The sequence below is a fragment of the Pseudomonas sp. BF-R-30 genome (assembly GCF_019956175.1).
GTDB classification, from domain to species: Bacteria; Pseudomonadota; Gammaproteobacteria; order Pseudomonadales; family Pseudomonadaceae; genus Aquipseudomonas; species Aquipseudomonas jessenii.
Genome location: NZ_JAHBDE010000029.1, coordinates 1 through 22,633, shown reverse-complemented (window position 1 = coordinate 22,633; position 22,633 = coordinate 1). Strand labels below are relative to the sequence as shown.

Sequence of the window (22,633 nt, the reverse complement as noted above, 5' to 3'; positions counted from 1 at the left end):
GGAAAAATGCAAGCACTCGATCCATAAAAATCATTCACCGGCCCAGGTCGTGTGGAGCTTGCGAGTCATAAGAACAATGAAAACACTGAAAACCCAAGTTGCCATTATCGGTGCTGGCCCCTCAGGCTTGCTGCTCGGCCAATTGCTGCACAACGCCGGCATCGACAACATCGTTCTCGAACGTCAAACCCCCGATTATGTACTCGGTCGAATCCGCGCCGGCGTGCTTGAACAAGGCATGGTAGAGCTGTTGCGTCAGGCCGGCGTGAGTCAGCGCATGGACGCCGAGGGACTGGTCCATGGTGGCTTCGAACTGGCCCTCGACGGGCGTCGGGTGCACATCGATCTGCAAGCGTTGACCGGCGGCAAGACGGTGATGATCTACGGCCAGACCGAGGTCACCCGTGACCTGATGGCCGCTCGTCGGGAGGTGGGCGCGCAGACGATTTACCAGGCCAGCAACGTCGTTCCCCACGGCATGAAAACCGATGAAGCGTTTGTCACTTTTGAGAAGGACGGCGAGCCGTATCGACTCGATTGCGACTACATCGCCGGTTGCGACGGCTTCCACGGTGTGGCGCGACAATCGATTCCCGCCGACAGCCTGAAAGTCTTCGAACGGAACTATCCCTTCGGCTGGCTCGGGATCCTGGCCGACACGCCGCCGGTCCATGAAGAACTGGTCTACGCCCGCCATGAGCGCGGTTTCGCCTTGTGCAGCATGCGCTCGCCGACGCGCACCCGTTATTACCTGCAAGTGCCCGCAGAGGAAAATGTCGAGGATTGGTCCGATCAACGCTTCTGGGACGAGCTCAAAAACCGCCTGCCGGTCGATCTTGCGCAAAAACTGGTGACCGGCCCGTCCATCGAGAAAAGCATCGCGCCGCTGCGCAGCTTCGTCGTCGAACCCATGCAGTACGGGCGGATGTTCCTCGTCGGTGATGCCGCGCACATTGTCCCGCCCACCGGGGCCAAGGGCCTGAACCTGGCGGCCAGTGACGTCAGCACGCTGTTCAACATCCTGGTCAAGGTTTACCGCGACGATCGCCTTGATCTGCTGGAGAAATACTCGGAAATCTGCCTGCGCCGGGTATGGAAAGCCGAGCGTTTTTCCTGGTGGATGACCTCGATGCTGCACCGCTTTGATGATCACGATGCCTTTAGCCAGCGCATTGCCGAGTCGGAACTGGACTATTTTGTCGATTCGCAGGCGGGTCGCAAAACCATTGCAGAAAACTACGTCGGGCTTCCTTATGAGGCTATCGAATAGCTTCCTATCGACTTACACTGGCGAGCATCCCCGCTCGCCTTGCCTCTTGCGGGTCAATCACTGCCCGCAGGTTTTCCCGTGACCAATCTCCACCAGCCTGAAACGCCCAAACCGGCCATTCGCAGCGTGCTGATCGCCCTGATGCTGGCGATCTTTCTCGGTGCGTTGGACCAGACCATCGTCGCCGTTTCGATGCCGGCCATTTCTGCGCAATTCAAGGACGTCAGCCTGCTGGCCTGGGTGATTTCCGGCTACATGGTGGCCATGACCGTGGCGGTGCCGATCTACGGCAAACTGGGCGACTTGTACGGGCGGCGCAAGCTGATGCTGTTCGGCATGGGCCTGTTCACCCTGGCGTCGCTGTTCTGCGGCATGGCACAGAGCATGGAACAACTGGTACTGGCGCGAATCTTCCAGGGCATCGGGGCCGGCGGGATGATTTCGGTGAGCCAGGCGATCATCGGTGACATCGTGCCGCCACGGGAGCGCGGCCGGTATCAGGGCTATTTCAGCAGCATGTATGCCGTGGCCAGCGTGGCCGGCCCGGTACTCGGCGGTTACATGACCGAATACCTGTCTTGGCGCTGGGTGTTCCTGATCAACCTGCCACTGGGCCTGGGCGCCTGGCTGGTCGCCTATCACACGCTGGTGGGCCTGCCGATTCCGCAACGCAAACCGATCATCGACTACCTGGGCACCGTGCTGATGATCATCGGGCTGACAGCATTGTTGCTGGGCATCACCCAGGTCGGCCAGGGCCATTCGTGGCGCAGTGCCGAGGTGCTGGCGCTGCTCGCTTGTGCGGTGCTGGTGCTGGGGCTGTTCGTCGTCCACGAGCGACGGGCGCGAGAACCGTTGTTGCCCATGCATCTGTTCGCCAACCGCAATGCGATCCTGTGCTGGTGCACGATTTTCTTCACCAGTTTCCAAGCCATCTCGCTGATTGTGTTGATGCCGCTGCGCTTTCAGAGCGTCACCGGCGCCGGTGCCGACAGCGCCGCCCTGCACCTGCTGCCACTGGCCATGGGTTTGCCGATTGGCGCGTATTTCGCAGGCCGCCGCACCTCGGTCACCGGGCGCTACAAACCGATGATCCTTACCGGTGCGGCGCTGATGCCTGTCTCGATTATCGGCATGGCGTTCAGCCCGCCGCAGGCGTTCGTCGTGAGCAGTCTATTCATGCTGCTCTGCGGGATATCCTCGGGCATGCAGTTCCCGACGTCATTGGTCGGCACGCAGAACTCGGTGGACCAGCAGGACATCGGTGTAGCCACCAGCACCACCAACCTGTTCCGTTCGCTGGGTGGTGCCGTGGGTGTGGCGTTGATGTCGGCGCTGCTGTTGGCGTTGTTGCAGGATTCGAGTTTCGCGCACCTGGCCGGTTCGTCTCTGATTGCCGAAGGCAGCTCGGGGAATGTATTGCTGGATGGTTTGAATGCCGCGCCGGGTGACGCGCAGAACACCCTGCGCGCCGAATTGTCACTGACATTCCGGCATTTGCTGACGGTCAGCGCGGCCGTTTCATTGCTTGGGCTGGCGGCGGCGATTGCCATGCCGAACATGTTGTTGCGCGGGCGCGAGGACAAGGTTCGATAGATAGACCGGGTCGCCTGTATTCGCGAGCAAGCCCGCTCCCACAGTTGACCGAGTTCTTCATGAGCACGCGGTCAACTGTGGGAGCGGGCTTGCTCGCGAAGGCGGTCTAACAGCCACTACGATTCAAGGGCTGTAATACCCGACCGCCACCAAAAAATGCCCGACCTTCTTCAGGTAGGCATGCTTGTTCTCGACCTTGCCCGTCACCGGGTTTTTCCAGCGGTATTCGTATTCGCCGTAATCCTGCTGGGCCATCAACGCCAGAATCGGCTCGCCCACCGGTTTGCCTTCCGGGTCCACGATCTTGCTGAAGTCGGTATTGATCAGCCGCAGGTTGGTGCCGTGGGCCACGTAACGCTGGGTATCCAGGTCGACGACAAACACATACAGATCATCCTGCAGGTAGCCGCCCTTGAGGGAATTGATCGCCGTCAGGGTGCCCTTTTCGTCCTTGGCCAGATCGGTTGCCGCTTTGTTCAGCAAGGCCATGGCCTGTTCGGCGGAGGCCCGTGGCAGGTAATAACCGACCGCCAGAATCCGCTGTCCAACGCGCTGGTAGTAGACATGCTTGCGCTCGACCTTGCCGTCATTCCAGTTCTGCCAGCGATATTCCGCCTGCTGAATGCCATTGCCCTCCGGCACCTTCAGGGCGTCCTTGAAAGCTTTCTGCAGATCCGGTCCAAGCACTTGCGACACGTCCCGGCCAATCAGCGCCGACGACGGCCCGCCACTGGCGAGCATCACGCCCTTGGTGTCGAGCACAAAGACATAACGGTCCTTGTCGACAAATTCACCCTGTCGACTGAACGCCGCCAGCGCCTTGTCGCCATTCTGGTGGTAGTAGGCCAGGGCTTTTTCCAGCAGGGCAATGGCCGCCTTGCTGTCGTCCTTTTCCGTCCCGGCGGCTTGCGCCTGGCCCAGGCACAACAAAAACATGCCGCACAGCAAGGCGAACCTATGCAGAAACCCCATTGCGCATTCCTCGTTCCTGATGGTGTTTCAAGAGCGTAGACGGCAATGGGATATGTACGAATATTCGCCAGAACAGGGTCATAGGCTTTTGTGGCGAGGGGTCTTACCCCCGTTCGGCTGCGTAGCAGTCGTAAATCAGGCACCGCGGTTGATCTGGTGAACCGCGGCGAATGGATTTGGGGCGGCTTCGCCACCCAACGGGGGCAAGCCCCCTCGCCACAACAAGCCCCCTCGCCACAAGTGTTCGGATTACTGCCGGGCGCGCAGTTGCTGCTGAAGGTTCTGGATCTGCGCCTGAAGGGTATTGATGTTGCGGGTGACCTGGCTGCGGAACGCATCGAACTCGGCGGTATTGGTCGAGCCCGGCGTGACCGCTGGACGGTTGTCCTGCTCGCTCTTGAGCACGATCATGTCTTGCTCGAGACGCTCGATAGCAGCGCTTGGGTTGCCTTGTTTCTTCAGCGCGGTGATATCGGCGCCCAGGCTCTTCAGTTGTGCATCGAGTTTTTCAGCGTCCGACGGGGCACTTTTCAGGGTGGCCAATTCAGCACTCAAGGCTTTGACCTGGGCCTGCAACTGCGTATTGGCCGTCTGATGTTCGGTGTTCTGGGCATTCAATTGCGCCAGGCGCTTATCCAGTTCGGTGGTTTGCGCGGTCATTTGTGCCAGTCGCTTGTCCAGGTCCGAGGCCTGGCCGGCAACACCTTGCTGCTGGGCGTTCTGGTCCTGGAGCTTGCTTTCCAGCTGGCGGATTTGCAGCTTCAAGGCCTCGCTGTCGGTGTTGACACTGGTCTGGCTGGCAACAACCTTTCCGGAAATATCCTGCAGGCGCCCTGCCGCTTCCTCACTGATTCGCGCGAAGCTTTCCTGGGTCGCCACCAGTTGCTGTTCCATCAGGGAGATCTGCTGAAAGCTCCACCAAGCCAGGCCCGCGAACGCAAAGAACAACGCCCCGACCAACGCCCACAAGGCACCGGTACTCGCCGCCTTGACCTTCACCACCGGCGTCGTGCGCGAATGCACGACCGTGCGGGCGGTGGGCGCAAAGTCGTCATCGAGAACGTCTGCACGCAGGCTCGGTACATCATCGAAGTCGTCGTTGGCATCGTTTCGCATGGACATTGAATCAACCTTAGTGAATCACATAATGGCTTTATGCCGCGCAGTATAAACCCCACAGCCGCAACCATTGACCCCCAAGCCCGAATCCGGTTCAGTCGGGGGTCGTTGTTCGAGCGTCAGCGAACAGCCTGGGCCTTCCACCAGCCACAGAATTCATCGAGCGCCGTCCAGAGGCTGACCTTGGGATCGTAATCCAGATAATGCCGCGCGCGGCTGATGTCCAGGGTGAAATTTTTGTTCATGACCTGCATGCCCAGACGCGACAGCGTCGGTTCGGGACGCCCCGGCCACAACTTGCACACGCCCTCGTTGAGCGCCGCCACGCTGTAGGCCAGGCCGTAGGAACGGTAGCGGGTGACCTGTGGGACTTCCATGTTGCGCATGACGTAATTGACCACGTCCCACAGGGGAATCGGCGTGCCGTTGCTGATGTTGTAAGCCTTGCCCAGCGCAGAACCGCTGGCCAGCAAACTGCTGAGCAACGCCTCGTTGAGGTTTTGCACGCTGGTGAAATCAACTTTGTTCAGACCGTTGCCGATGATCGCCAGGCGCCCCTTGCGCTGCATGTTCAACAGGCGCGGGAAGATGCTCATGTCGCCGGCCCCGGTGACGAAACGCGGGCGCAGGGCCAGGGTTTCGAGACCGAACTCCTGGGCACCGAAGACTTTTTGCTCGGCCAGGTACTTGGTGGCGGCGTAAGGGTGTTTGAAGCGCTTGGGCACCTGTTCTTCGGTCAGGCCCAGATGATCGCGACCATCGAAGTAGATCGACGGCGACGACAAATGCACCAGCCGCCGAACCCGTTGCTTCAAGCAGGCTTCGACCACGTTCTCGGTGACCTGGACGTTGCCCTGATGGAAGTCCTGATAACGTCCCCATAAACCAACAGCACCGGCGCAATGCACCACGGCCTCGACGTCCGAGCACAGCTCGCGCGCCAGTTCCGGGTCGCTCAAGTCACCCTGGATGAACTCGGCTCCCCGGCGTACCAGATGCTCCACGCTCTCGGCCCGGCGACCGTTGACCCGCACGTCCAGGCCCTGCTCCAGGGCAAAACGCGCAAAGCGCCCGCCAATGAAGCCGCTTGCGCCGGTAACCAGAATCTTCATGAATTGCTCCGAATATTTCGTTTTGCGTATTACGTGAGGTCTTGACGCTGCGCGTCAGTCCAAGGGCACCAGCCATTGCTTCGATGCGCTGACCAATTGATCGGTGAGCAGCCCCAGCAGCTGGCCGCCATTACGCCAATGATGCCAGTACAGCGGCACATCGATCGGCTTATCTGGCAGCAGCTCCTGCAATACACCCCTTTGCAGTTGCTCGCGCACCTGCAGTTCCGGAACCAGCCCCCAGCCCAGACCGGCTTCCGCCAAGCGGATAAAACCTTCGGAGGACGGGCACAAATGGTGTTCGAATCCACCCTCGACGCCGAGGGACGCAAGGTAGCGATGCTGCAGGAAATCGTCCGGGCCAAATACCAGCGCCGGGGTTCGGGCCAACTGATCGGCGCGTACGCCCTGCGGAAAATGCCGGGCAATAAAGGCGGGGCTGGCCAGCGCACGGTAGCGCATGGCCCCCAGCAACACGCTGCGCGCACCCGCCACCGGCCGCTCGCTGGCGCAGACACAAGCCGCCACTTCACCGGCGCGCATGCGCTTGAGGCCGACGGTCTGGTCTTCGACCACCAGATCCATCAGCAGATGCTGTTCGGCGCAAAACGCCCCCACGGCCTGCGCCCACCAAGTGGCCAGGCTGTCGGCGTTCAGGGCGATCCGCAGGCGTTCCGGCAGGCCCTCTTCATCCAGCGCCGGCACCAGGCTTTGCAAATCCCGTTCAAGCAATCGCACCTGCTGCACGTGGTTGAGCAGCCGTCGACCGATTTCCGTCGGCGTTGGCGGCGTGGCCCGCACCAGCACCGGCTGACCAACCCGCGCTTCCAGCAGCTTGATGCGCTGGGAAATCGCCGATTGCGACAAGCCCAGCACCTGAGCCGCCCGTTCAAAACCGGCCTGTTCGACCACGGCGGCCAAGGCAGAAAGCAATTTATAGTCGAACATCAGTTTTCCTAATGAGCGATCAGCAAGATTGGTTTTTCTTATACAACCTTCACAAGGACAATGACCAGCAAGAACTCTTGAACAAGGATCACCCACATGGCTGGCGAAACTTCATTGGCAACGCTGCTGCGCAGCATGAGCCCGCAACTCAACGCAGGCGAATACGTGTTCTGCACCCTGCGCGACGGTAAATTGCCTACGGATCTGGAGATTGTCGGCAGCTTCCGCGAACAGGAAGGCCTGACCGTGATTCTCGAACGTTCCCACGCCGAAACAGCCGGATTCAGCTTCGACTACATCGCCGCCTGGATCACCTTGAACGTACATTCGGCCCTCGAAGCCGTCGGCCTGACCGCCGCGTTCGCCACGGCATTGGGCAAGGCCGGAATCAGCTGCAACGTGATTGCCGGCTACTACCACGACCATTTGTTCGTCGGCCAGGCCGACGCCGACCGCGCCCTGCAAGTGCTGCGGGACCTGGCAGCCAACGCGGAGTAAGAAATCATGTGGCAAAGTTATGTGAACGGGCTGCTCGTGGCCTTCGGCCTGATCATGGCGATCGGCACCCAGAATGCGTTTGTCCTGGCGCAAAGCCTGCGGCGTGAACATCACCTGCCGGTGGCGGCACTCTGCGTGACCTGCGATGCCCTGTTGGTAGCCGCCGGGGTATTCGGCCTGGCGACGGTGCTGGCGCAGAACCCGACGCTGTTGGCCATCGCACGCTGGGGCGGCGCAGCGTTCCTGTTGTGGTACGGCAGCCAGGCGCTGCGCCGGGCCTTCTCGAAGCAGAGCCTTGAGCAGGGCGAAGGCCAGACCGTACGCTCGCTGCGGGCGGTGATGCTCAGCGCGCTGGCGGTGACCTTGCTCAACCCGCACGTCTATCTGGACACCGTTTTGCTGATCGGCTCCCTGGGCGCCCAACAAACCGAGCCCGGCGCTTATGTCGTAGGCGCGGCCAGTGCCTCGCTGCTGTGGTTCTTCACCCTGGCCCTCGGTGCGGCATGGCTGGCGCCGTGGCTCGCCCGGCCCGGCACCTGGCGAATTCTCGATCTGATGGTGGCGGTGATGATGTTTGCCGTAGCGTTCCAGTTGATCGCGGCCATCTGATTCGCACAACCTCTATTCCACACAGTTGTTGCGTGGTTATGCCGCCCCCCCGGTGCTATGATCCGACTCCCTGCGCCGCAAAGAGTACAAACTCCCCGGCGCTTGTCTGGCCGCCCGTGATCGGCCTTGCGCTCACCGCAACTGACCTGACTAGGAGAATCATCATGGCTTTCGAATTGCCGCCGCTGCCTTACGCACACGATGCCCTGCAGCCGCACATCTCCAAGGAAACCCTGGAGTTTCACCACGACAAGCACCACAACACCTACGTCGTGAACCTGAACAACCTGGTGCCAGGCACCGAGTTCGAAGGCAAGACCCTGGAAGAAATCGTCAAGACTTCCTCGGGCGGTATCTTCAACAACGCCGCTCAGGTCTGGAACCACACTTTCTACTGGAACTGCCTGGCGCCAAACGCTGGCGGTCAACCAACCGGCGCACTGGCTGAAGCCATCAACGCGGCCTTCGGTTCGTTCGACAAGTTCAAGGAAGAGTTCAGCAAGACTTCCATCGGCACCTTCGGTTCCGGTTGGGGCTGGCTGGTGAAGAAGGCTGACGGTTCCCTGGCCCTGGCCAGCACCATCGGCGCCGGCAACCCGCTGACCAACGGCGACACCCCGCTGCTGACCTGCGACGTCTGGGAACACGCTTACTACATCGACTACCGCAACCTGCGTCCGAAGTACGTCGAAGCGTTCTGGAACCTGGTCAACTGGAAATTCGTGGCTGAGCAGTTCGAAGGCAAAACCTTCACCGCTTAAGCTCGATGCCAGACAAAAACCCGGCTTTGTGCCGGGTTTTTTTATGGAAAGAATATGAGCAAAGGGACGGTGGTGATTGTCCCGCCGTCTTCGCGAGCAAGTCGGATCGCCGCACCGCCGCTCCCACAGGTCACCACCGAGCCAGTGGGAGCGGGCTTGCTCGCGAAGAACGATAACGCGGTTAGCCTGCCAACTACTGCGGATCGAGGTTATCCAGCGCGCGATTCACCGCCAGCTCCGCCAACATGACAATCTGCGAAATGGCCAGCGCCGTGTTGCGCTGGGGGCCAGCCAGGCAGGTGGCGAAATCACTCGCCATGACATTGGCTGAAGCCAGTGATTCACAAGCGTGGGCAAGCAGGCTTTCAGTGTCCATGTCGGGGACGATCATGAACATGGTGCGAGGGCTGTAGGGTTTGGTGGTGTTGCAGGGGGGATCGGGGATTAATTTGTCCATAAAACCATTCCTCTAGCGCTGGGGCCACCACTTGCCGTTTCTCACGCGGTGAAGAGGTGGCAGCTATGTGCGAGGTGAGAAACCGGTATGGACACCCGGGCCAGACCTAAGTCTGCCCGCACACAGCCGCCATGACGCATTTACAGACAGCGGATTAGCTGGCGGCGATTATGCGTGCACAGGCTCTGGATGACCATAAGTAGCCGGGTTCTCACACCCGATCGCTGAGTTTCAGCGACAGCCAAAGGTTATTCAGCCCGCTTCCGACGGACAACCTGAAAACTGCGTGGGAAACTTCTGGCGCTTTCCTACACCGCGCTAACGCCCAAAACGTAACGCGGACCGTCCCTGGCAGCACTCCCACGCGGGCGTGTGGAAACGATATGTTGGGGCGTGGCTGAAAATGCAATGTCGACTGTCCCGCCGTCTTCGCGAGCAAGCCCGCTCCCACAGTTAGGCCGGGGGGCATCCGAGAGAAAATGGTCGGCTGACAGGCTGCCATCGCGGGCAAGCCCGCTCCCACAGGGACTGGGTACATCCGCGAAATACCTTTCGGCTGTCAGGCCGCCTTCGCGAGCAAGCCCGCTCCCACAGAAGAGCCGAGCAAAGGCAGATCGGCATACACCCACGCTTCTCACCACTCAACAGGCCGAGCGTTAGCTCGCCTGCAGCTCTTGATCTTGATCCACCCGCCCCCTCGGCAGGCTGAGTGGAGGTGTTCATCCGGGGATTGGCGCGCAGCGCCGTTCGACGCAGTCGAACACATCGCATGTAGGTGCCAGCGAAGCCAACCGGAGGGCGATGCCCCCGGATGAATGCCGGAGCGAAGGAACCCCGAGCCCTGGCGAGGGGCCGTACGTTCGGGGCGAGACTTTTTGGTTCCTTTTGTGTCGTTTGACAAAAGGGACTCGCCGTAAGGGCGAAACCGCCAGCCGCCGTTACCAAAAAAACGGATATGTACCCCACCCAAACCCGGACGAAGCCAATCTCCCAAGATGAAACCAGCCTCCAGCCCCTTGCTCCCCCGCCCACGCCGACTAACATCAAACAAAAGGAAAATATCTCCATCCCGCCCCTCAAGTTGAAGGACTCGACAACCGACACAGTACTAATAGGCTAACTCGCCAGGTCAACTGCAAATCGGCCAAGCAGCAGGCAAAATCCCCCAAGGATGATTGTCCCTTTGACTGCCATCACGGGATTGCCAATACTCATGGCAACTTGATGCTACCCGCACGGAACAAGGAATAACCCTTTGAAGCTGGAACTCAAGAACAGCTTGTCGGTGAAGTTGCTCCGGGTCGTACTCCTGTCGGCATTGATCGTCGGCGTGGTCTTGAGCTGCGCGCAGATCGTGTTCGATGCCTATAAAACACGCCAGGCCGTCGCCAGCGATGCCGAACGCATCCTCGACATGTTTCGCGACCCCTCGACCCAGGCCGTCTACAGCCTGGACCGGGAAATGGGCATGCAGGTGATCGAAGGCCTGTTTCAGGACGCCGCCGTGCGCAAGGCCTCCATCGGCCATCCCAACGAAGCCATGCTCGCGCAAAAAACCCGCGAATTGCAGCACTCCCACAGCCGCTGGCTGACCGACCTGATTCTTGGCAAGGAACGCACCTTCACCACCCAACTGGTCGGTCGCGGGCCCTACAGTGAGTATTACGGCGACCTGAGCATCACCCTCGATACCGCCACCTACGGCCAAGGGTTCATTGTCAGCTCGGTGATCATCTTCATTTCCGGCGTCCTGCGCGCACTCGCCATGGGACTGGTGTTGTACCTGGTCTACCACTGGCTGCTGACCAAGCCGCTGTCGCGGATCATCGAGCACCTCACGGAAATCAATCCGGATCGTCCCAGCGAACACAAGATTCCGCTGCTCAAGGGCCACGAGAACAACGAACTGGGCATCTGGATCAACACCGCCAACCAGTTGCTCGAATCCATCGAACGCAATACCCATCTGCGCCACGAAGCGGAAAACAGCCTGGTGCGCATGTCCCAGTACGATTTCCTGACGGGGCTGCCGAACCGCCAGCAATTGCAGCAGCAACTGGACAAGATCCTCATCGACGCCGGCAAATTGCAGCGCCGGGTCGCGGTGTTGTGTGTCGGCCTCGATGACTTCAAGGGCATCAACGAGCAGTTCAGCTACCAGACCGGCGACCAGTTGTTGCTGGCCCTGGCTGATCGCCTGCGCGGTCATAGCGGTCGCCTGGGCGCCCTCGCCCGCCTCGGTGGCGACCAGTTCGCCCTGGTCCAGGCCGATATCGAGCAGCCCTACGAAGCCGCCGAGCTGGCGCAAAGCATTCTCGATGACCTGGAAGCGGCGTTTGCCCTCGATCATCAGGAGATCCGCCTGCGCGCCACTATCGGCATCACCCTGTTCCCCGAGGACGGCAACAGCACCGAGAAGTTGCTGCAAAAGGCCGAGCAGACCATGACGCTGGCCAAGACCCGTTCGCGCAACCGTTATCAGTTCTATATCGCCAGCGTCGATACCGAAATGCGTCGCCGCCGCGAGCTGGAAAAAGACCTGCGCGATGCGTTGATCCGCAATCAGTTCTACCTCGTCTATCAACCGCAGATCAGCTACCGCGACAACCGCGTGGTGGGCGTCGAAGCCCTGATTCGCTGGCAACACCCCGAGCACGGTATGGTGCCGCCGGACCTGTTCATCCCGCTGGCCGAACAGAACGGCACTATCATCGCCATCGGCGAATGGGTGCTGGACCAGGCCTGCAAACAACTACGCGAGTGGCATGACCAGGGCTTCTCCGACCTGCGCATGGCGGTGAACCTGTCTACGGTTCAACTGCACCACGCCGAACTGCCACGGGTGGTCAACAACCTGCTGCAGATGTACCGCCTGCCACCGCGCAGCCTGGAGCTGGAAGTCACCGAAACCGGTCTGATGGAAGACATCAGCACCGCGGCCCAGCACTTGCTCAGCCTGCGCCGCTCCGGCGCGCTGATCGCCATCGACGATTTCGGAACCGGCTATTCGTCCTTGAGCTATCTCAAGAGCCTGCCTCTGGACAAGATCAAGATCGACAAGAGCTTCGTCCAGGACCTGCTCGATGACGATGACGATGCGACCATCGTTCGCGCCATCATCCAGCTGGGCAAAAGCCTGGGCATGCAGGTGATTGCCGAGGGCGTGGAAACCGCCGAGCAAGAGGCCTACATCATTTCCGAAGGCTGCCACGAAGGTCAGGGCTATCACTACAGTAAACCGTTGCCGGCACGGGAACTGGGCGTTTACCTCAAGCAGGCCCAACGCAGCAATGCGGCTATTTTCTAACCCCTGTAGGAGCGAGCCTGCTCGCGATGGTCGTGAACGATAACGCGTTCATTCGGGATGAGCGCGTGGTTCTCAGGTTCATCGCGAGCAAGCTCGCTCCTACAGGGTTGCGAGCCGCGCTCTGTGAATAAGAAATATTTACAGGTACAACCCTTTACACATAATGCGAAAGATTTGCATTATGTCGCAGTTTTGCGTGTGCATAGCACGACTCCACCCCTATCGAAGCAGGATGTTCGCCATGATTCGTATGCCTCTGGCTACCGCCAGTCTGTTGGCCATCGCTATTTCCCTCGCCGGTTGCGGCGAAGGTAAAGACCAAGAAAAAGCTGCCGCGCCAGCTGCCAGCACTGCAACTGCCCCGGCTGCTCCAGCCACTGCGCCTGCCGCTGCCGGTAAAGTCGACGAAGCTGCCGCCAAAGCCGTTGTCGCCCATTACGCCGACATCGTTTTCGCCGTTTACAGCGATGCCGAATCCACCGCGAAGACCCTGCAAACCGCCGTAGACGCCTTCCTCGCCAAGCCGAACGCCGACACCCTCAAAGCCGCCAAGGCTGCCTGGGTTGCCGCTCGCGTGCCTTACCTGCAGAGCGAAGTGTTCCGTTTCGGCAACACCATCGTTGACGATTGGGAAGGTCAGCTGAACTCTTGGCCGCTGGACGAAGGCCTGATCGACTACGTCGACAAATCCTATGAACACGCCCTGGGCAACCCGGGTGCCACTGCCAACATCATCGCCAACACTCAAGTGCAGATCGGCGAAGACAAGGTTGATGTCAAAGACATCACCCCGGAAAAACTCGCCAGCCTGAACGAACTGGGCGGTTCCGAGGCCAACGTCGCCACCGGCTACCACGCCATCGAATTCCTGCTCTGGGGCCAGGACCTGAACGGCACCGGCCCTGGCGCCGGCAATCGTCCGGCTTCGGACTACCTGGAAGGCAAAGGCGCTACCGGCGGTCACAATGATCGTCGTCGTGCCTACCTGAAGTCCGTGACCCAGCTGCTGGTCAGCGATCTGGAAGAAATGGTCGGTAACTGGAAGCCGAACGTGGCCGACAACTACCGCGCCACCCTGGAAGCAGAACCGGCTGAAACCGGCCTGCGCAAAATGCTGTTCGGCATGGGCAGCCTGTCCCTGGGCGAACTGGCGGGCGAGCGCATGAAGGTTTCCCTGGAAGCCAACTCCCCGGAAGACGAACAGGATTGCTTCAGCGACAACACCCACAACTCGCACTTCTACGATGCCAAGGGCATTCGTAACGTGTACCTGGGTGAATACACTCGCGTCGATGGCACCAAAATGACCGGCGCCAGCCTGTCGTCCCTGGTGGCCAAAGCCGACCCGGCTGCCGACACCGCGCTCAAGGACGACCTGGCCGCCACTGAAGCCAAGCTTCAGGTCATGGTCGACCACGCCAACAAGGGCGAGCACTACGACCAGTTGATCGCTGCCGGCAACACCGCAGGCAACCAGATCGTCCGTGACGCCATCGCGTCCCTGGTCAAGCAGACCGGTTCGATCGAAGCCGCCGCTGGCAAACTGGGTATCGCCGACCTGAACCCGGACAACGCTGATCACGAATTCTGATCAACGCTGGCTGAGTGAAAAAGGCGACCTTCGGGTCGCTTTTTTCATTCCTGCTACACACATGCCCTTGTGGGAGCGGGCTTGCTCGCGAAGACGGCGTCACATTCAACAATTGTGGTGACTGACACACCGCCTTCGCGAGCAAGCCCGCTCCCACAGGGTTATGGGCAAGCAAAATTACCTGTCCCACATCAAGCAAACGATAATTCCTCTTATTCAAATTCCCATCCCCTGTTAGACTTTGCGCCCTTGTTTTGCTCGTCTTGCAGGATGTCTGATGCCCCCGCTGCCTCTTCGCTTGTCCGCACTGTTTCTGGCCCTGGGCCTGAGTGCCTGCGATGACGCCCCGAAATTCACCCGGGCCGAACCCGGTGAAGCCCGCTCCGGCGGCAGTGCGACGGTGCGCAAGACCGATCAGAACGCGTTTTCCATGCCCTCGGCAAACCTGCCGCCATCACGGCGTGTGGATTTCAGTGTCGGCAACAGCTTCTTCCGCAGCCCTTGGGTGATCGCCCCGTCGACGACGACCGCTCGCGATGGTCTCGGTCCACTGTTCAACACCAATGCCTGCCAGGGCTGCCACATCAAGGACGGCCGCGGCCATCCGCCGACGCCCGACGATGTGAACGCGGTGTCGATGCTGGTACGCCTGTCGATTCCCGATGCCCCGGCGTATGCCAAGGTCATCGAACAGCTCGGCGTGGTGCCGGAGCCCGTCTACGGCGGCCAGTTCCAGGACATGTCCGTACCCGGCGTGGCCCCCGAAGGCAAAGTGCGGGTCGATTACACCCCCGTGCCGGTTCGCTTCAAGGACGGCACCGAAGTCGAGTTACGCAAACCGAGCCTGAACATCACCCAGCTGGGTTACGGCCCGATGCACCCCGACACCCGTTTCTCGGCCCGTGTGGCGCCGCCAATGATTGGCCTGGGTCTGCTCGAAGCGATCCCCGAGGAGGCGATCCTGGCCAACGCCGAGGCACAGGCCAAGGCGAACAAAGGCATCAGCGGGCGACCGAACCGGGTCTGGGATGACGCTCTGCAAAAGACCGTTCTGGGACGATTTGGCTGGAAAGCCGGACAACCGAACCTCAATCAACAGAATGTCCACGCGTTTTCGGGGGATATGGGGCTCACAACCAGCCTTAGGCCCCTTGATGACTGCACGGACGCGCAAACGGCCTGCAAACAGGCACCCAGTGGCAACGGCCCCGATGGCGAGCCGGAAGTCAGCGACAACATCCTGCGCCTGGTGCTGTTCTACAGCCGCAACCTTGCCGTACCGGCCCGCCGTGACGTCAACGCCCCTGAAGTGCTGGCCGGCAAGACCCTGTTTTATCAAGCCGGTTGCCAGTCCTGTCACACACCGAAATACACCACCGTCGCCAACGCCGCCGAACCTGAACTGGCCAATCAAGTGATTCGCCCGTACAGCGATCTGCTGCTGCATGACATGGGCGACGGCCTGGCCGACAACCGTAGCGAATTCCAGGCCAGCGGCCGCGAATGGCGCACCCCGCCGTTATGGGGCATCGGCCTGACACAGGCGGTCAGCGGCCACACCCAGTTCCTGCACGACGGCCGCGCCCGGAACCTGCTCGAAGCCGTGCTCTGGCATGGCGGCGAGGCGACTGCGGCGCAACAACAGGTTTTGTCTTTCAATGCCGAGCAACGCGCTGCGTTGCTGGCGTTCCTGAATTCCCTTTAACACGCATTCCACTCGCGGGAGCCCGACATGTTCCGTCCCAAACTGTTGTTCACCAGCCTTGCCGCCCTCGCCCTGGGCGCCTGCTCGCCCCAGGACCCGCAAGCGGTCACGTCGGCGGCCATTGCCAAGTCGGTGATCCTGCCGACCTACACCCGCTGGGTTGAGGCCGACCGTCAATTGGCGGTCAGCGCCCTCGCCTACTGCGAAGGCAAGGAAACCCTGGAAACCGCCCGTGCCGACTTCCTGCATGCGCAAAAAGCCTGGGCCGAGCTGCAACCGCTGCTGATCGGGCCTTTGGCCGAAGGCAACCGTTCGTGGCAAGTGCAGTTCTGGCCGGACAAGAAAAACCTGGTCGGCCGTCAGGTCGAGCAACTGGTCACCGCCCAGCCGCAAATCGATGCCGCCGCCCTGGCCAAGTCCAGCGTCGTGGTACAGGGGCTCTCGGCTTACGAATACATTCTGTTCGACAGCAAGCCCGACGTGGCCAACGCTGAGCAGAAGAGCAAATACTGCCCGCTGCTGATCGCCATCGGCGAACGCCAGAAGCAATTGGCCGAAGAAATTCTGCAAACCTGGAACAACACCGACGGCATGCTCGCGCAAATGAGCAAGTTCCCGAACCAGCGCTACGCGGACTCCCATGAGGCGATCGCCGATCTGCTGCGCGTGCAAGTCACCGCCATCGACACCCTGAAGAAAAAACTCGGCACGCCGATGGGCCGCCAGAGCAAGGGCGTGCCGCAACCGTTCCAGGCCGATGCATGGCGCAGCCAGGCGTCCCTGACCAGCCTCGAAGCCAGCCTCGCGGCCGCCAGGACCGTGTGGGAAGGTGTGGATAACAAAGGCCTGCGCGGCCTGTTGCCGAGCGAGCAGAAGCCGTTGGCCGACAAGATCGATGCAGCCTATGCCGCCTCGCTGAAACTGTTCGCCGGCAACCAGCGCTCGCTGACCGACATGCTCAATGACGAGGCCGGCCGCCAGCAACTCAACGAGCTGTATGACAGTCTCAACGTCGTCCATCGCCTGCACGAGGCCGATCTGGCCAAGGCACTGGGCATCCAGCTGGGCTTCAACGCCAACGACGGTGACTGATGAGGGCCGGTTCCATGCTGCGACGCCAGGTTCTGACATTAGGTAGTTTGCTGCTGGGTGCAGTGACGCTGGGCGGCTGGAAGCTGTTCAAGCAAAAGGACAGGAGTCCGTTGTTGCTTTCTGCACGGGACGACACCGACGGCCAGCATTACGCCGTCGGTTATCGGCTCGATGGCACCCAAGTGTTCGCCACCCGGGTCGGCCAGCGTTGCCACGACATCATCAACCACCCGACACAGCCGATTGCACTGTTCGTCGCTCGCCGTCCGGGCACCGAGAGCTATCTGATCGACCTGCGCGACGGCGCGCTCCTGCAAACCGTGGTGTCACAGCCGAACCGGCACTTCTACGGACACGCGGTCATTCACCACAGCGGCGACTGGCTGTACGCCACCGAAAACGACACCTCCGATCCGGGCCGCGGCCTGCTCGGCGTGTATAAGTTCGAAGGCGAACGGCTGGTGCACAGTGGTGAGATTTCCACCCACGGCCTCGGTCCGCATCAGGTGTCGTGGATGCCCGATGGCGAAACCCTGGTGGTGGCCAACGGCGGGATTCGCACCGAGGCCGAAAGCCGGGTAGAGATGAACCTCAACGCCATGGAACCGAGCCTGGTCCTGATGCACCGCGACGGCACCCTGCTGAGCAAGGAAACCCTCGCCCAGCAGATGAACAGCGTGCGTCATCTGGCCATCGCCAGCGACGGCACCATCGTCGCCAGCCAGCAGTTCATGGGTGCGGCCCACGAGTCGTCGGAGTTGCTGGCGATCAAGCGCCCCGGTCAGCCCTTCGTCGCGTTCCCGGTACCCGAGCACCAGTTGCAGGCCATGGGACACTACACCGCCAGCGTCGCAGTACACAGCGACTTGCGCCTGGTGGCGTTGACCGCACCGCGGGGCAACCGCTTTTTCATCTGGGACCTGGACAGCGGTGAAGTACGTCTGGACGCGCCACTGCCCGATTGCGCCGGCGTCGGCGCCGTGGCTGATGGTTTTGTCGTGACCTCGGGCCAGGGACGCTGCCGTTACTACGACTGCCGCCAGACAAACCTTGTTGCAAAACCGCTGGAGCTACCCGCAGGGCTCTGGGACAACCATCTGCACCTGATGGCCTGAATCATTGAAAAATCGCCGCCTTGGGCCGCGCCTGCATCGGGATGACCTACACCCCGCAGGCGCGACCCGAGGCGGCGAATTTTTTCAGGCTTTCACCCCTCTAATACCTCACAACCTGTAAAAACGGCAGTTAGATTACCCTCTACACTCCCGGTAATGTTCCCCGCTGTCTCACCTGATTTTCTCCAAGGAACTGGAATATGCTGCGTCGCCGCATGCTGATCATGTTGGGTGTGGTTCTACTGATTGTGCTGGTCCTGGCCGCGTACAAAGCTTTCTCTATCTACACGATGGTTCAAGGCTTCTCTGCGCCTAGACCGGCGATCAGCGTTGCCGTGGCCACCGCCATCGAGCGCCCATGGCAAGCCCGCCTGCCTACCGTTGGCACGCTCAAGGCATTGCAGGGGGTGGACCTGAGCCTGGAGACCGATGGCACCGTCATCGATCTCCAGTTCGAGTCGGGGCAGAAGGTCAAGGCCGGCCAACCACTCCTGCGCCTCGACAGCGCCGTTGAAAGTGCCCTGCTGGAAACTGCTCTGGCCGACCTCGGGCTGGCACAGCTTGATTACGGTCGCGGTAGCCAACTGGTCGGCAGCCAGGCCATTTCCAAAGGCGAATTCGACCGACTTTCGGCGGTGCTGAAAAAGAGCAAGGCCACGGTCAATCAACTCAAGGCTGCGCTCGGCAAAAAAAGCATCATCGCGCCGTTCAGCGGCACCATTGGCATTCGTCAGGTGGACGTTGGCGACTACATGGCCAGTGGCACCATGATCGCCACCCTGCAAGACCTCAGTAGCCTGTATGTCGACTTTTTTGTGCCCGAGCAGTCGGTACCGAAGATTGCGCTCGGCCAGCCAGTGCAGGTCATTGTCGCGGCGTATCCGACCGTGGAGTACCCCGGCACCATCAGTGCAATCAACCCTAAAGTCGAGAACAGCACCCGTAACGTGCAGGTCCGCGCCACCCTCGCCAACCCCGATGGCAAGTTGATGCCAGGCATGTTCGCCAGCCTCCAGGTGCTCCTGCCCGACCCGCAACCGCGCATCGTGGTGCCGGAAAGCGCGATTACCTACACGCTCTACGGCAACTCGGTGTATGTGGCCGTACCAAAGAAAGCCGAGGATGGCAGCCTGGTAAAGGACGACAAGGGCCAACCGGTGCTGATCGCCGAACGGCGGTTTGTCGAGACCGGCGAACGCCGCGATGGGCAAGTGATGATCACCAAAGGCGTGCAGAGCGGCGAGAAAGTGGTAACCGCCGGCCAGCTCAAACTGGATAACGGCTCACGCATTGCCATCAGCGACGACAAGACCCTGGCCGGGCAGAACAGCCAGCCACGCGCGGACTGATCAAGGAATTCCCATGGCTTTTACCGACCCGTTCATCCGCCGTCCGGTTCTCGCTACCGTGGTCAGTCTGTTGATTGTACTGCTGGGCTTCCAGGCCTGGAGCAAGCTGCCGCTACGCCAGTACCCGCAAATGGAAAACGCCCTGATCACGGTAACCACCGCCTACCCCGGGGCCAACGCCGAAACCATCCAGGGCTACATCACCCAACCGATGCAGCAAAGCCTGGCCAGCGCCGAGGGCATCGACTACATGACCTCGGTCAGTCGCCAGAACTTCTCGGTGATCTCGATCTACGCGCGCGTCGGCTCCGACAGCGACCGTCTGTTTACCGAACTGCTGGCCAAGGCCAACGAGGTCAAGAACCAGCTGCCCCAGGACGCTGAAGACCCGGTACTGAGCAAAGAGTCGGCCGATGCGTCAGTGCTGATGTACATCAGCTACTTCAGCAAGGAGTTGAGCAACCCGCAGATTACCGATTACCTGTCACGGGTGATCCAGCCCAAGCTGGCGACCTTGCCCGGCATGGCCGAAGCCGAGATCCTCGGTAACCAGGTATTTGCCATGCGCCTGTGGCTGGACCCGATGAAGCTGGCGGGATTCGGCCTCAGTGCCAGCGATGTGACCAACGCGGTGCGTCAGTACAACTTCCTCTCTGCCGCCGGCGAGGTGAAGGGCGAATACGTGGTCACCAGCATCAACGCCAATACCGAACTCAAGTCCGCCGAAGCCTTCGGGACGATTCCGCTCAAGGTCGATGGCGACAGCCGTGTGCTGCTGCGGGATGTGGCACGCGTGGAAATGGGCGCGGAGAACTACGACTCCATCAGCTCGTTCGGTGGCACCCCGTCGGTGTACATCGGCATCAAGGCGACGCCCGGCGCCAACCCGCTGGAAGTGATCAAGGAAGTGCGCAAGATCATGCCGGACCTGGAGGCCCAGCTACCGCCGAACCTCAAGGGTGAAATCGCCTACGACGCCACCCTGTTCATCCAGGCCTCGATCGACGAAGTGGTGAAGACCCTGTTCGAAGCGGTGCTGATCGTGATCGTGGTGGTGTTCCTGTTCCTCGGTGCCCTGCGTTCGGTGGTGATCCCGGTGGTGACCATCCCGCTGTCGATGATCGGCGTCATGTTCTTCATGCAGATGATGGGGTACTCGATCAACCTGCTCACCCTGCTGGCGATGGTATTGGCCATCGGTCTGGTGGTGGACGATGCCATCGTGGTGGTGGAAAACATTCACCGTCACATAGAGGAAGGCAAGACACCGCTCGAGGCCAGCATTGAAGGCGCCCGGGAAATCGCCATGCCGGTGGTTTCGATGACCATCACCCTGGCGGCGGTGTATGCACCGATCGGTTTCCTGACCGGCCTGACCGGGGCGCTGTTCAAGGAGTTCGCCCTGACCCTGGCTGGCGCGGTGGTGATTTCCGGTATCGTCGCCCTGACCCTGTCGCCGATGATGTGTGCGTTTCTGCTGCGTCACGACGAGAACCCCAGCGGCCTGGCCCATCGCCTGGACATGACTTTCGAACGCCTCAAGCGCCGCTACCAAAGCCTGCTCCACGGCACCCTCAACACCCGGCCGGTGGTGCTGGTGTTCGCCGTGATCGTGTTGTGCCTGATTCCGGTCCTTCTCAATTTCACCAAGTCGGAACTGGCACCGGATGAGGACCAGGGCATCATTTTCATGATAGCCAACGCCCCGCAGCCGACCAACCTCGACTACCTGAACACCTACACCGACGAGTTCGTCTCGATCTTCAAGGCGTTTCCCGAGTACTACTCGTCATTCCAGATCAACGGTTTCAACGGTGTGCAATCGGGCATCGGCGGTTTCCTGCTCAAGCCATGGGACGAGCGCAGTCGCACGCAAATGGCGATCCTGCCCGAAGTGCAGGCCAAACTGGGAAAGATCCCGGGGTTGCAGATTTTCGGATTCAACCTGCCATCACTGCCGGGCACCGGCGAAGGCGTGCCATTCCAGTTCGTCATCAACTCCGCCAATGATTACGAACTGCTGCTGCAAGTGGTCGACCGGATAAAAATACGTGCGAAGGAATCCGGCAAGTTTGCGTTTGTCCACGTTGACCTGGCCTTCGACAAGCCGGAAGTGGTGGTGGATATCGACCGTGCCAAGGCTGCGCAGATGGGGGTTTCCATGCAGGACCTGGGGGGGACCCTGGCGACCCTGCTGGGTGAAGGCGAGATCAACCGATTCACCATTGAAGGTCGCAGCTACAAGGTCATTGCCCAGGTCGAGCGGCCGTTCCGTGACAATCCGGACTGGCTGAACAATTACTACGTGAAGAACACCAAGGGTGAACTGTTGGCGTTGTCGACCCTGATCACCGTCACCGACCGTGCCCGACCGAGACAGCTGAACCAGTTCCAGCAACTCAACTCGGCCATCCTGTCCGGCGTGCCGCTGGTGAGCATGGGGGAAGCCATCGACCTCGTGCGCCAGATCGCCCGGGAGGAGGCACCCGCCGGTTTTGCCTTCGACTACGCCGGCGCATCGAGGCAGTACGTTCAGGAAGGCAGTGCCCTGTGGGTCACCTTTGCCCTGGCGCTGGCGATCATTTTCCTGGTGCTGGCGGCCCAGTTCGAAAGCTTCCGCGACCCGCTGGTGATCCTGGTCACCGTGCCCTTGTCTATCTGCGGTGCATTGATTCCGCTGTTCCTGGGCTGGTCGAGCATGAACATCTATACCCAGGTCGGGCTGGTGACCTTGATCGGGCTGATCAGTAAACACGGCATTCTGATCGTCGAGTTCGCCAACCAGTTACGCAAGGACAAGGGCCTGAGCGCACGGGAAGCGGTGGAGGAAGCGGCGGCCATCCGGCTGCGTCCGGTCTTGATGACCACGGCGGCAATGGTGTTCGGCATGGTGCCATTGATCATCGCCAGCGGTGCTGGCGCGGTCAGCCGGTTCGACATCGGCACGGTCATCGCGACCGGCATGTCGATCGGCACCCTGTTCACCTTGTTTGTATTGCCCTGCGTCTACACCTTGCTGGCCAAGCCGGATAAACCCTGATGCAGAAAAACCTGTGGGAGCGGGCTTGCTCGCGAAGGCGTCATTCCAGTCAACCTCAATGTCGACTGACAGATCGCCTTCGAGGGCAAGCC

General features: G+C 60.7%; 17 protein-coding genes. 12 read left to right on the top strand and 5 right to left on the bottom strand.

Annotated elements, in window-relative coordinates; genetic code table 11:
• Nucleotides 1-76 precede the first annotated feature (76 nt).
• Together pobA and KGB20_RS16095 are read left to right on the top strand one after the other, a co-directional pair.
• On the top strand, nucleotides 77-1,270 hold the full coding sequence (gene pobA, locus KGB20_RS16100) for a 4-hydroxybenzoate 3-monooxygenase (RefSeq protein ID WP_154860451.1): 1,194 nt from the start codon (nucleotides 77-79) through the stop codon (nucleotides 1,268-1,270).
• 78 nt (nucleotides 1,271-1,348) lie between these two features.
• Nucleotides 1,349-2,866 carry an MDR family MFS transporter gene (locus KGB20_RS16095; protein ID WP_154860452.1) on the top strand — a complete coding sequence of 506 codons (1,518 nt, stop codon included), beginning with the start codon at nucleotides 1,349-1,351 and terminating at the stop codon, nucleotides 2,864-2,866.
• Between the two features lie 123 nt (nucleotides 2,867-2,989).
• On the opposite strand, the gene KGB20_RS16090 is transcribed toward KGB20_RS16095, so the two are convergent.
• The 4 genes from KGB20_RS16090 to KGB20_RS16075 form a co-directional block, all read right to left on the bottom strand.
• Nucleotides 2,990-3,838 (bottom strand): cache domain-containing protein, encoded by an 849-nt coding sequence (locus KGB20_RS16090; protein ID WP_154860453.1) that lies wholly within the window; start codon nucleotides 3,836-3,838, stop codon nucleotides 2,990-2,992.
• A gap of 249 nt (nucleotides 3,839-4,087) precedes the next feature.
• Nucleotides 4,088-4,960 (bottom strand): ATPase, encoded by an 873-nt coding sequence (locus tag KGB20_RS16085; protein ID WP_154860454.1) that lies wholly within the window; start codon nucleotides 4,958-4,960, stop codon nucleotides 4,088-4,090.
• A 116-nt stretch (nucleotides 4,961-5,076) separates the two neighbouring features.
• Complete coding sequence (locus KGB20_RS16080) at nucleotides 5,077-6,069, bottom strand: NAD-dependent epimerase/dehydratase family protein (protein ID WP_150813342.1); 993 nt, start codon at nucleotides 6,067-6,069, stop codon at nucleotides 5,077-5,079.
• Nucleotides 6,070-6,123: 54 nt separating this feature from the next.
• Nucleotides 6,124-7,017, bottom strand: a complete 894-nt coding sequence (locus KGB20_RS16075; protein ID WP_057713462.1) for a LysR family transcriptional regulator ArgP — start codon at nucleotides 7,015-7,017, stop codon at nucleotides 6,124-6,126.
• Nucleotides 7,018-7,113: 96 nt separating this feature from the next.
• Here KGB20_RS16075 and KGB20_RS16070 point away from each other — a divergent pair, with 96 nt between their 5' ends.
• The 3 genes from KGB20_RS16070 (at nucleotide 7,114) to KGB20_RS16060 (ending at nucleotide 8,885) form a co-directional block, all read left to right on the top strand.
• On the top strand, nucleotides 7,114-7,515 hold the full coding sequence (locus tag KGB20_RS16070) for an ACT domain-containing protein (RefSeq protein WP_150813343.1): 402 nt from the start codon (nucleotides 7,114-7,116) through the stop codon (nucleotides 7,513-7,515).
• Nucleotides 7,516-7,521: 6 nt separating this feature from the next.
• Nucleotides 7,522-8,124, top strand: coding sequence for a LysE/ArgO family amino acid transporter (locus KGB20_RS16065; protein WP_154860455.1), 603 nt, complete (start codon nucleotides 7,522-7,524; stop codon nucleotides 8,122-8,124).
• Nucleotides 8,125-8,288: 164 nt separating this feature from the next.
• Nucleotides 8,289-8,885 carry a superoxide dismutase gene (locus KGB20_RS16060; protein ID WP_008022038.1) on the top strand — a complete coding sequence of 199 codons (597 nt, stop codon included), beginning with the start codon at nucleotides 8,289-8,291 and terminating at the stop codon, nucleotides 8,883-8,885.
• 193 nt (nucleotides 8,886-9,078) lie between these two features.
• Here the strand turns inward: KGB20_RS16060 and KGB20_RS16055 are convergent, their stop codons facing one another.
• Nucleotides 9,079-9,342: a DUF6124 family protein gene (locus KGB20_RS16055; protein ID WP_090457509.1), complete on the bottom strand. Its 264-nt coding sequence runs from the start codon at nucleotides 9,340-9,342 to the stop codon at nucleotides 9,079-9,081.
• A 1,255-nt stretch (nucleotides 9,343-10,597) separates the two neighbouring features.
• On the opposite strand from KGB20_RS16055, the gene KGB20_RS16050 reads away from it, so the two are divergent.
• The 7 genes from KGB20_RS16050 to KGB20_RS16020 all read left to right on the top strand — a co-directional run bounded on the left by KGB20_RS16050 (nucleotide 10,598) and on the right by KGB20_RS16020 (nucleotide 22,541).
• Nucleotides 10,598-12,649, top strand: coding sequence for a putative bifunctional diguanylate cyclase/phosphodiesterase (locus KGB20_RS16050; protein ID WP_102671210.1), 2,052 nt, complete (start codon nucleotides 10,598-10,600; stop codon nucleotides 12,647-12,649).
• Between the two features lie 241 nt (nucleotides 12,650-12,890).
• Nucleotides 12,891-14,240: an imelysin family protein gene (locus KGB20_RS16045; protein ID WP_154860456.1), complete on the top strand. Its 1,350-nt coding sequence runs from the start codon at nucleotides 12,891-12,893 to the stop codon at nucleotides 14,238-14,240.
• 277 nt (nucleotides 14,241-14,517) lie between these two features.
• Nucleotides 14,518-15,945, top strand: a complete 1,428-nt coding sequence (locus KGB20_RS16040; protein WP_154860457.1) for a di-heme oxidoredictase family protein — start codon at nucleotides 14,518-14,520, stop codon at nucleotides 15,943-15,945.
• Between the two features lie 27 nt (nucleotides 15,946-15,972).
• Nucleotides 15,973-17,037, top strand: coding sequence for an imelysin family protein (locus KGB20_RS16035; RefSeq protein WP_057713455.1), 1,065 nt, complete (start codon nucleotides 15,973-15,975; stop codon nucleotides 17,035-17,037).
• Nucleotides 17,038-17,051: 14 nt separating this feature from the next.
• Nucleotides 17,052-18,152 carry a DUF1513 domain-containing protein gene (locus KGB20_RS16030; RefSeq protein WP_090457519.1) on the top strand — a complete coding sequence of 367 codons (1,101 nt, stop codon included), beginning with the start codon at nucleotides 17,052-17,054 and terminating at the stop codon, nucleotides 18,150-18,152.
• A gap of 200 nt (nucleotides 18,153-18,352) precedes the next feature.
• Nucleotides 18,353-19,501, top strand: a complete 1,149-nt coding sequence (locus KGB20_RS16025; RefSeq protein ID WP_150813348.1) for an efflux RND transporter periplasmic adaptor subunit — start codon at nucleotides 18,353-18,355, stop codon at nucleotides 19,499-19,501.
• A gap of 13 nt (nucleotides 19,502-19,514) precedes the next feature.
• Nucleotides 19,515-22,541, top strand: a complete 3,027-nt coding sequence (locus KGB20_RS16020) for a multidrug efflux RND transporter permease subunit (protein ID WP_150813349.1) — start codon at nucleotides 19,515-19,517, stop codon at nucleotides 22,539-22,541.
• Nucleotides 22,542-22,633 lie beyond the last annotated feature (92 nt).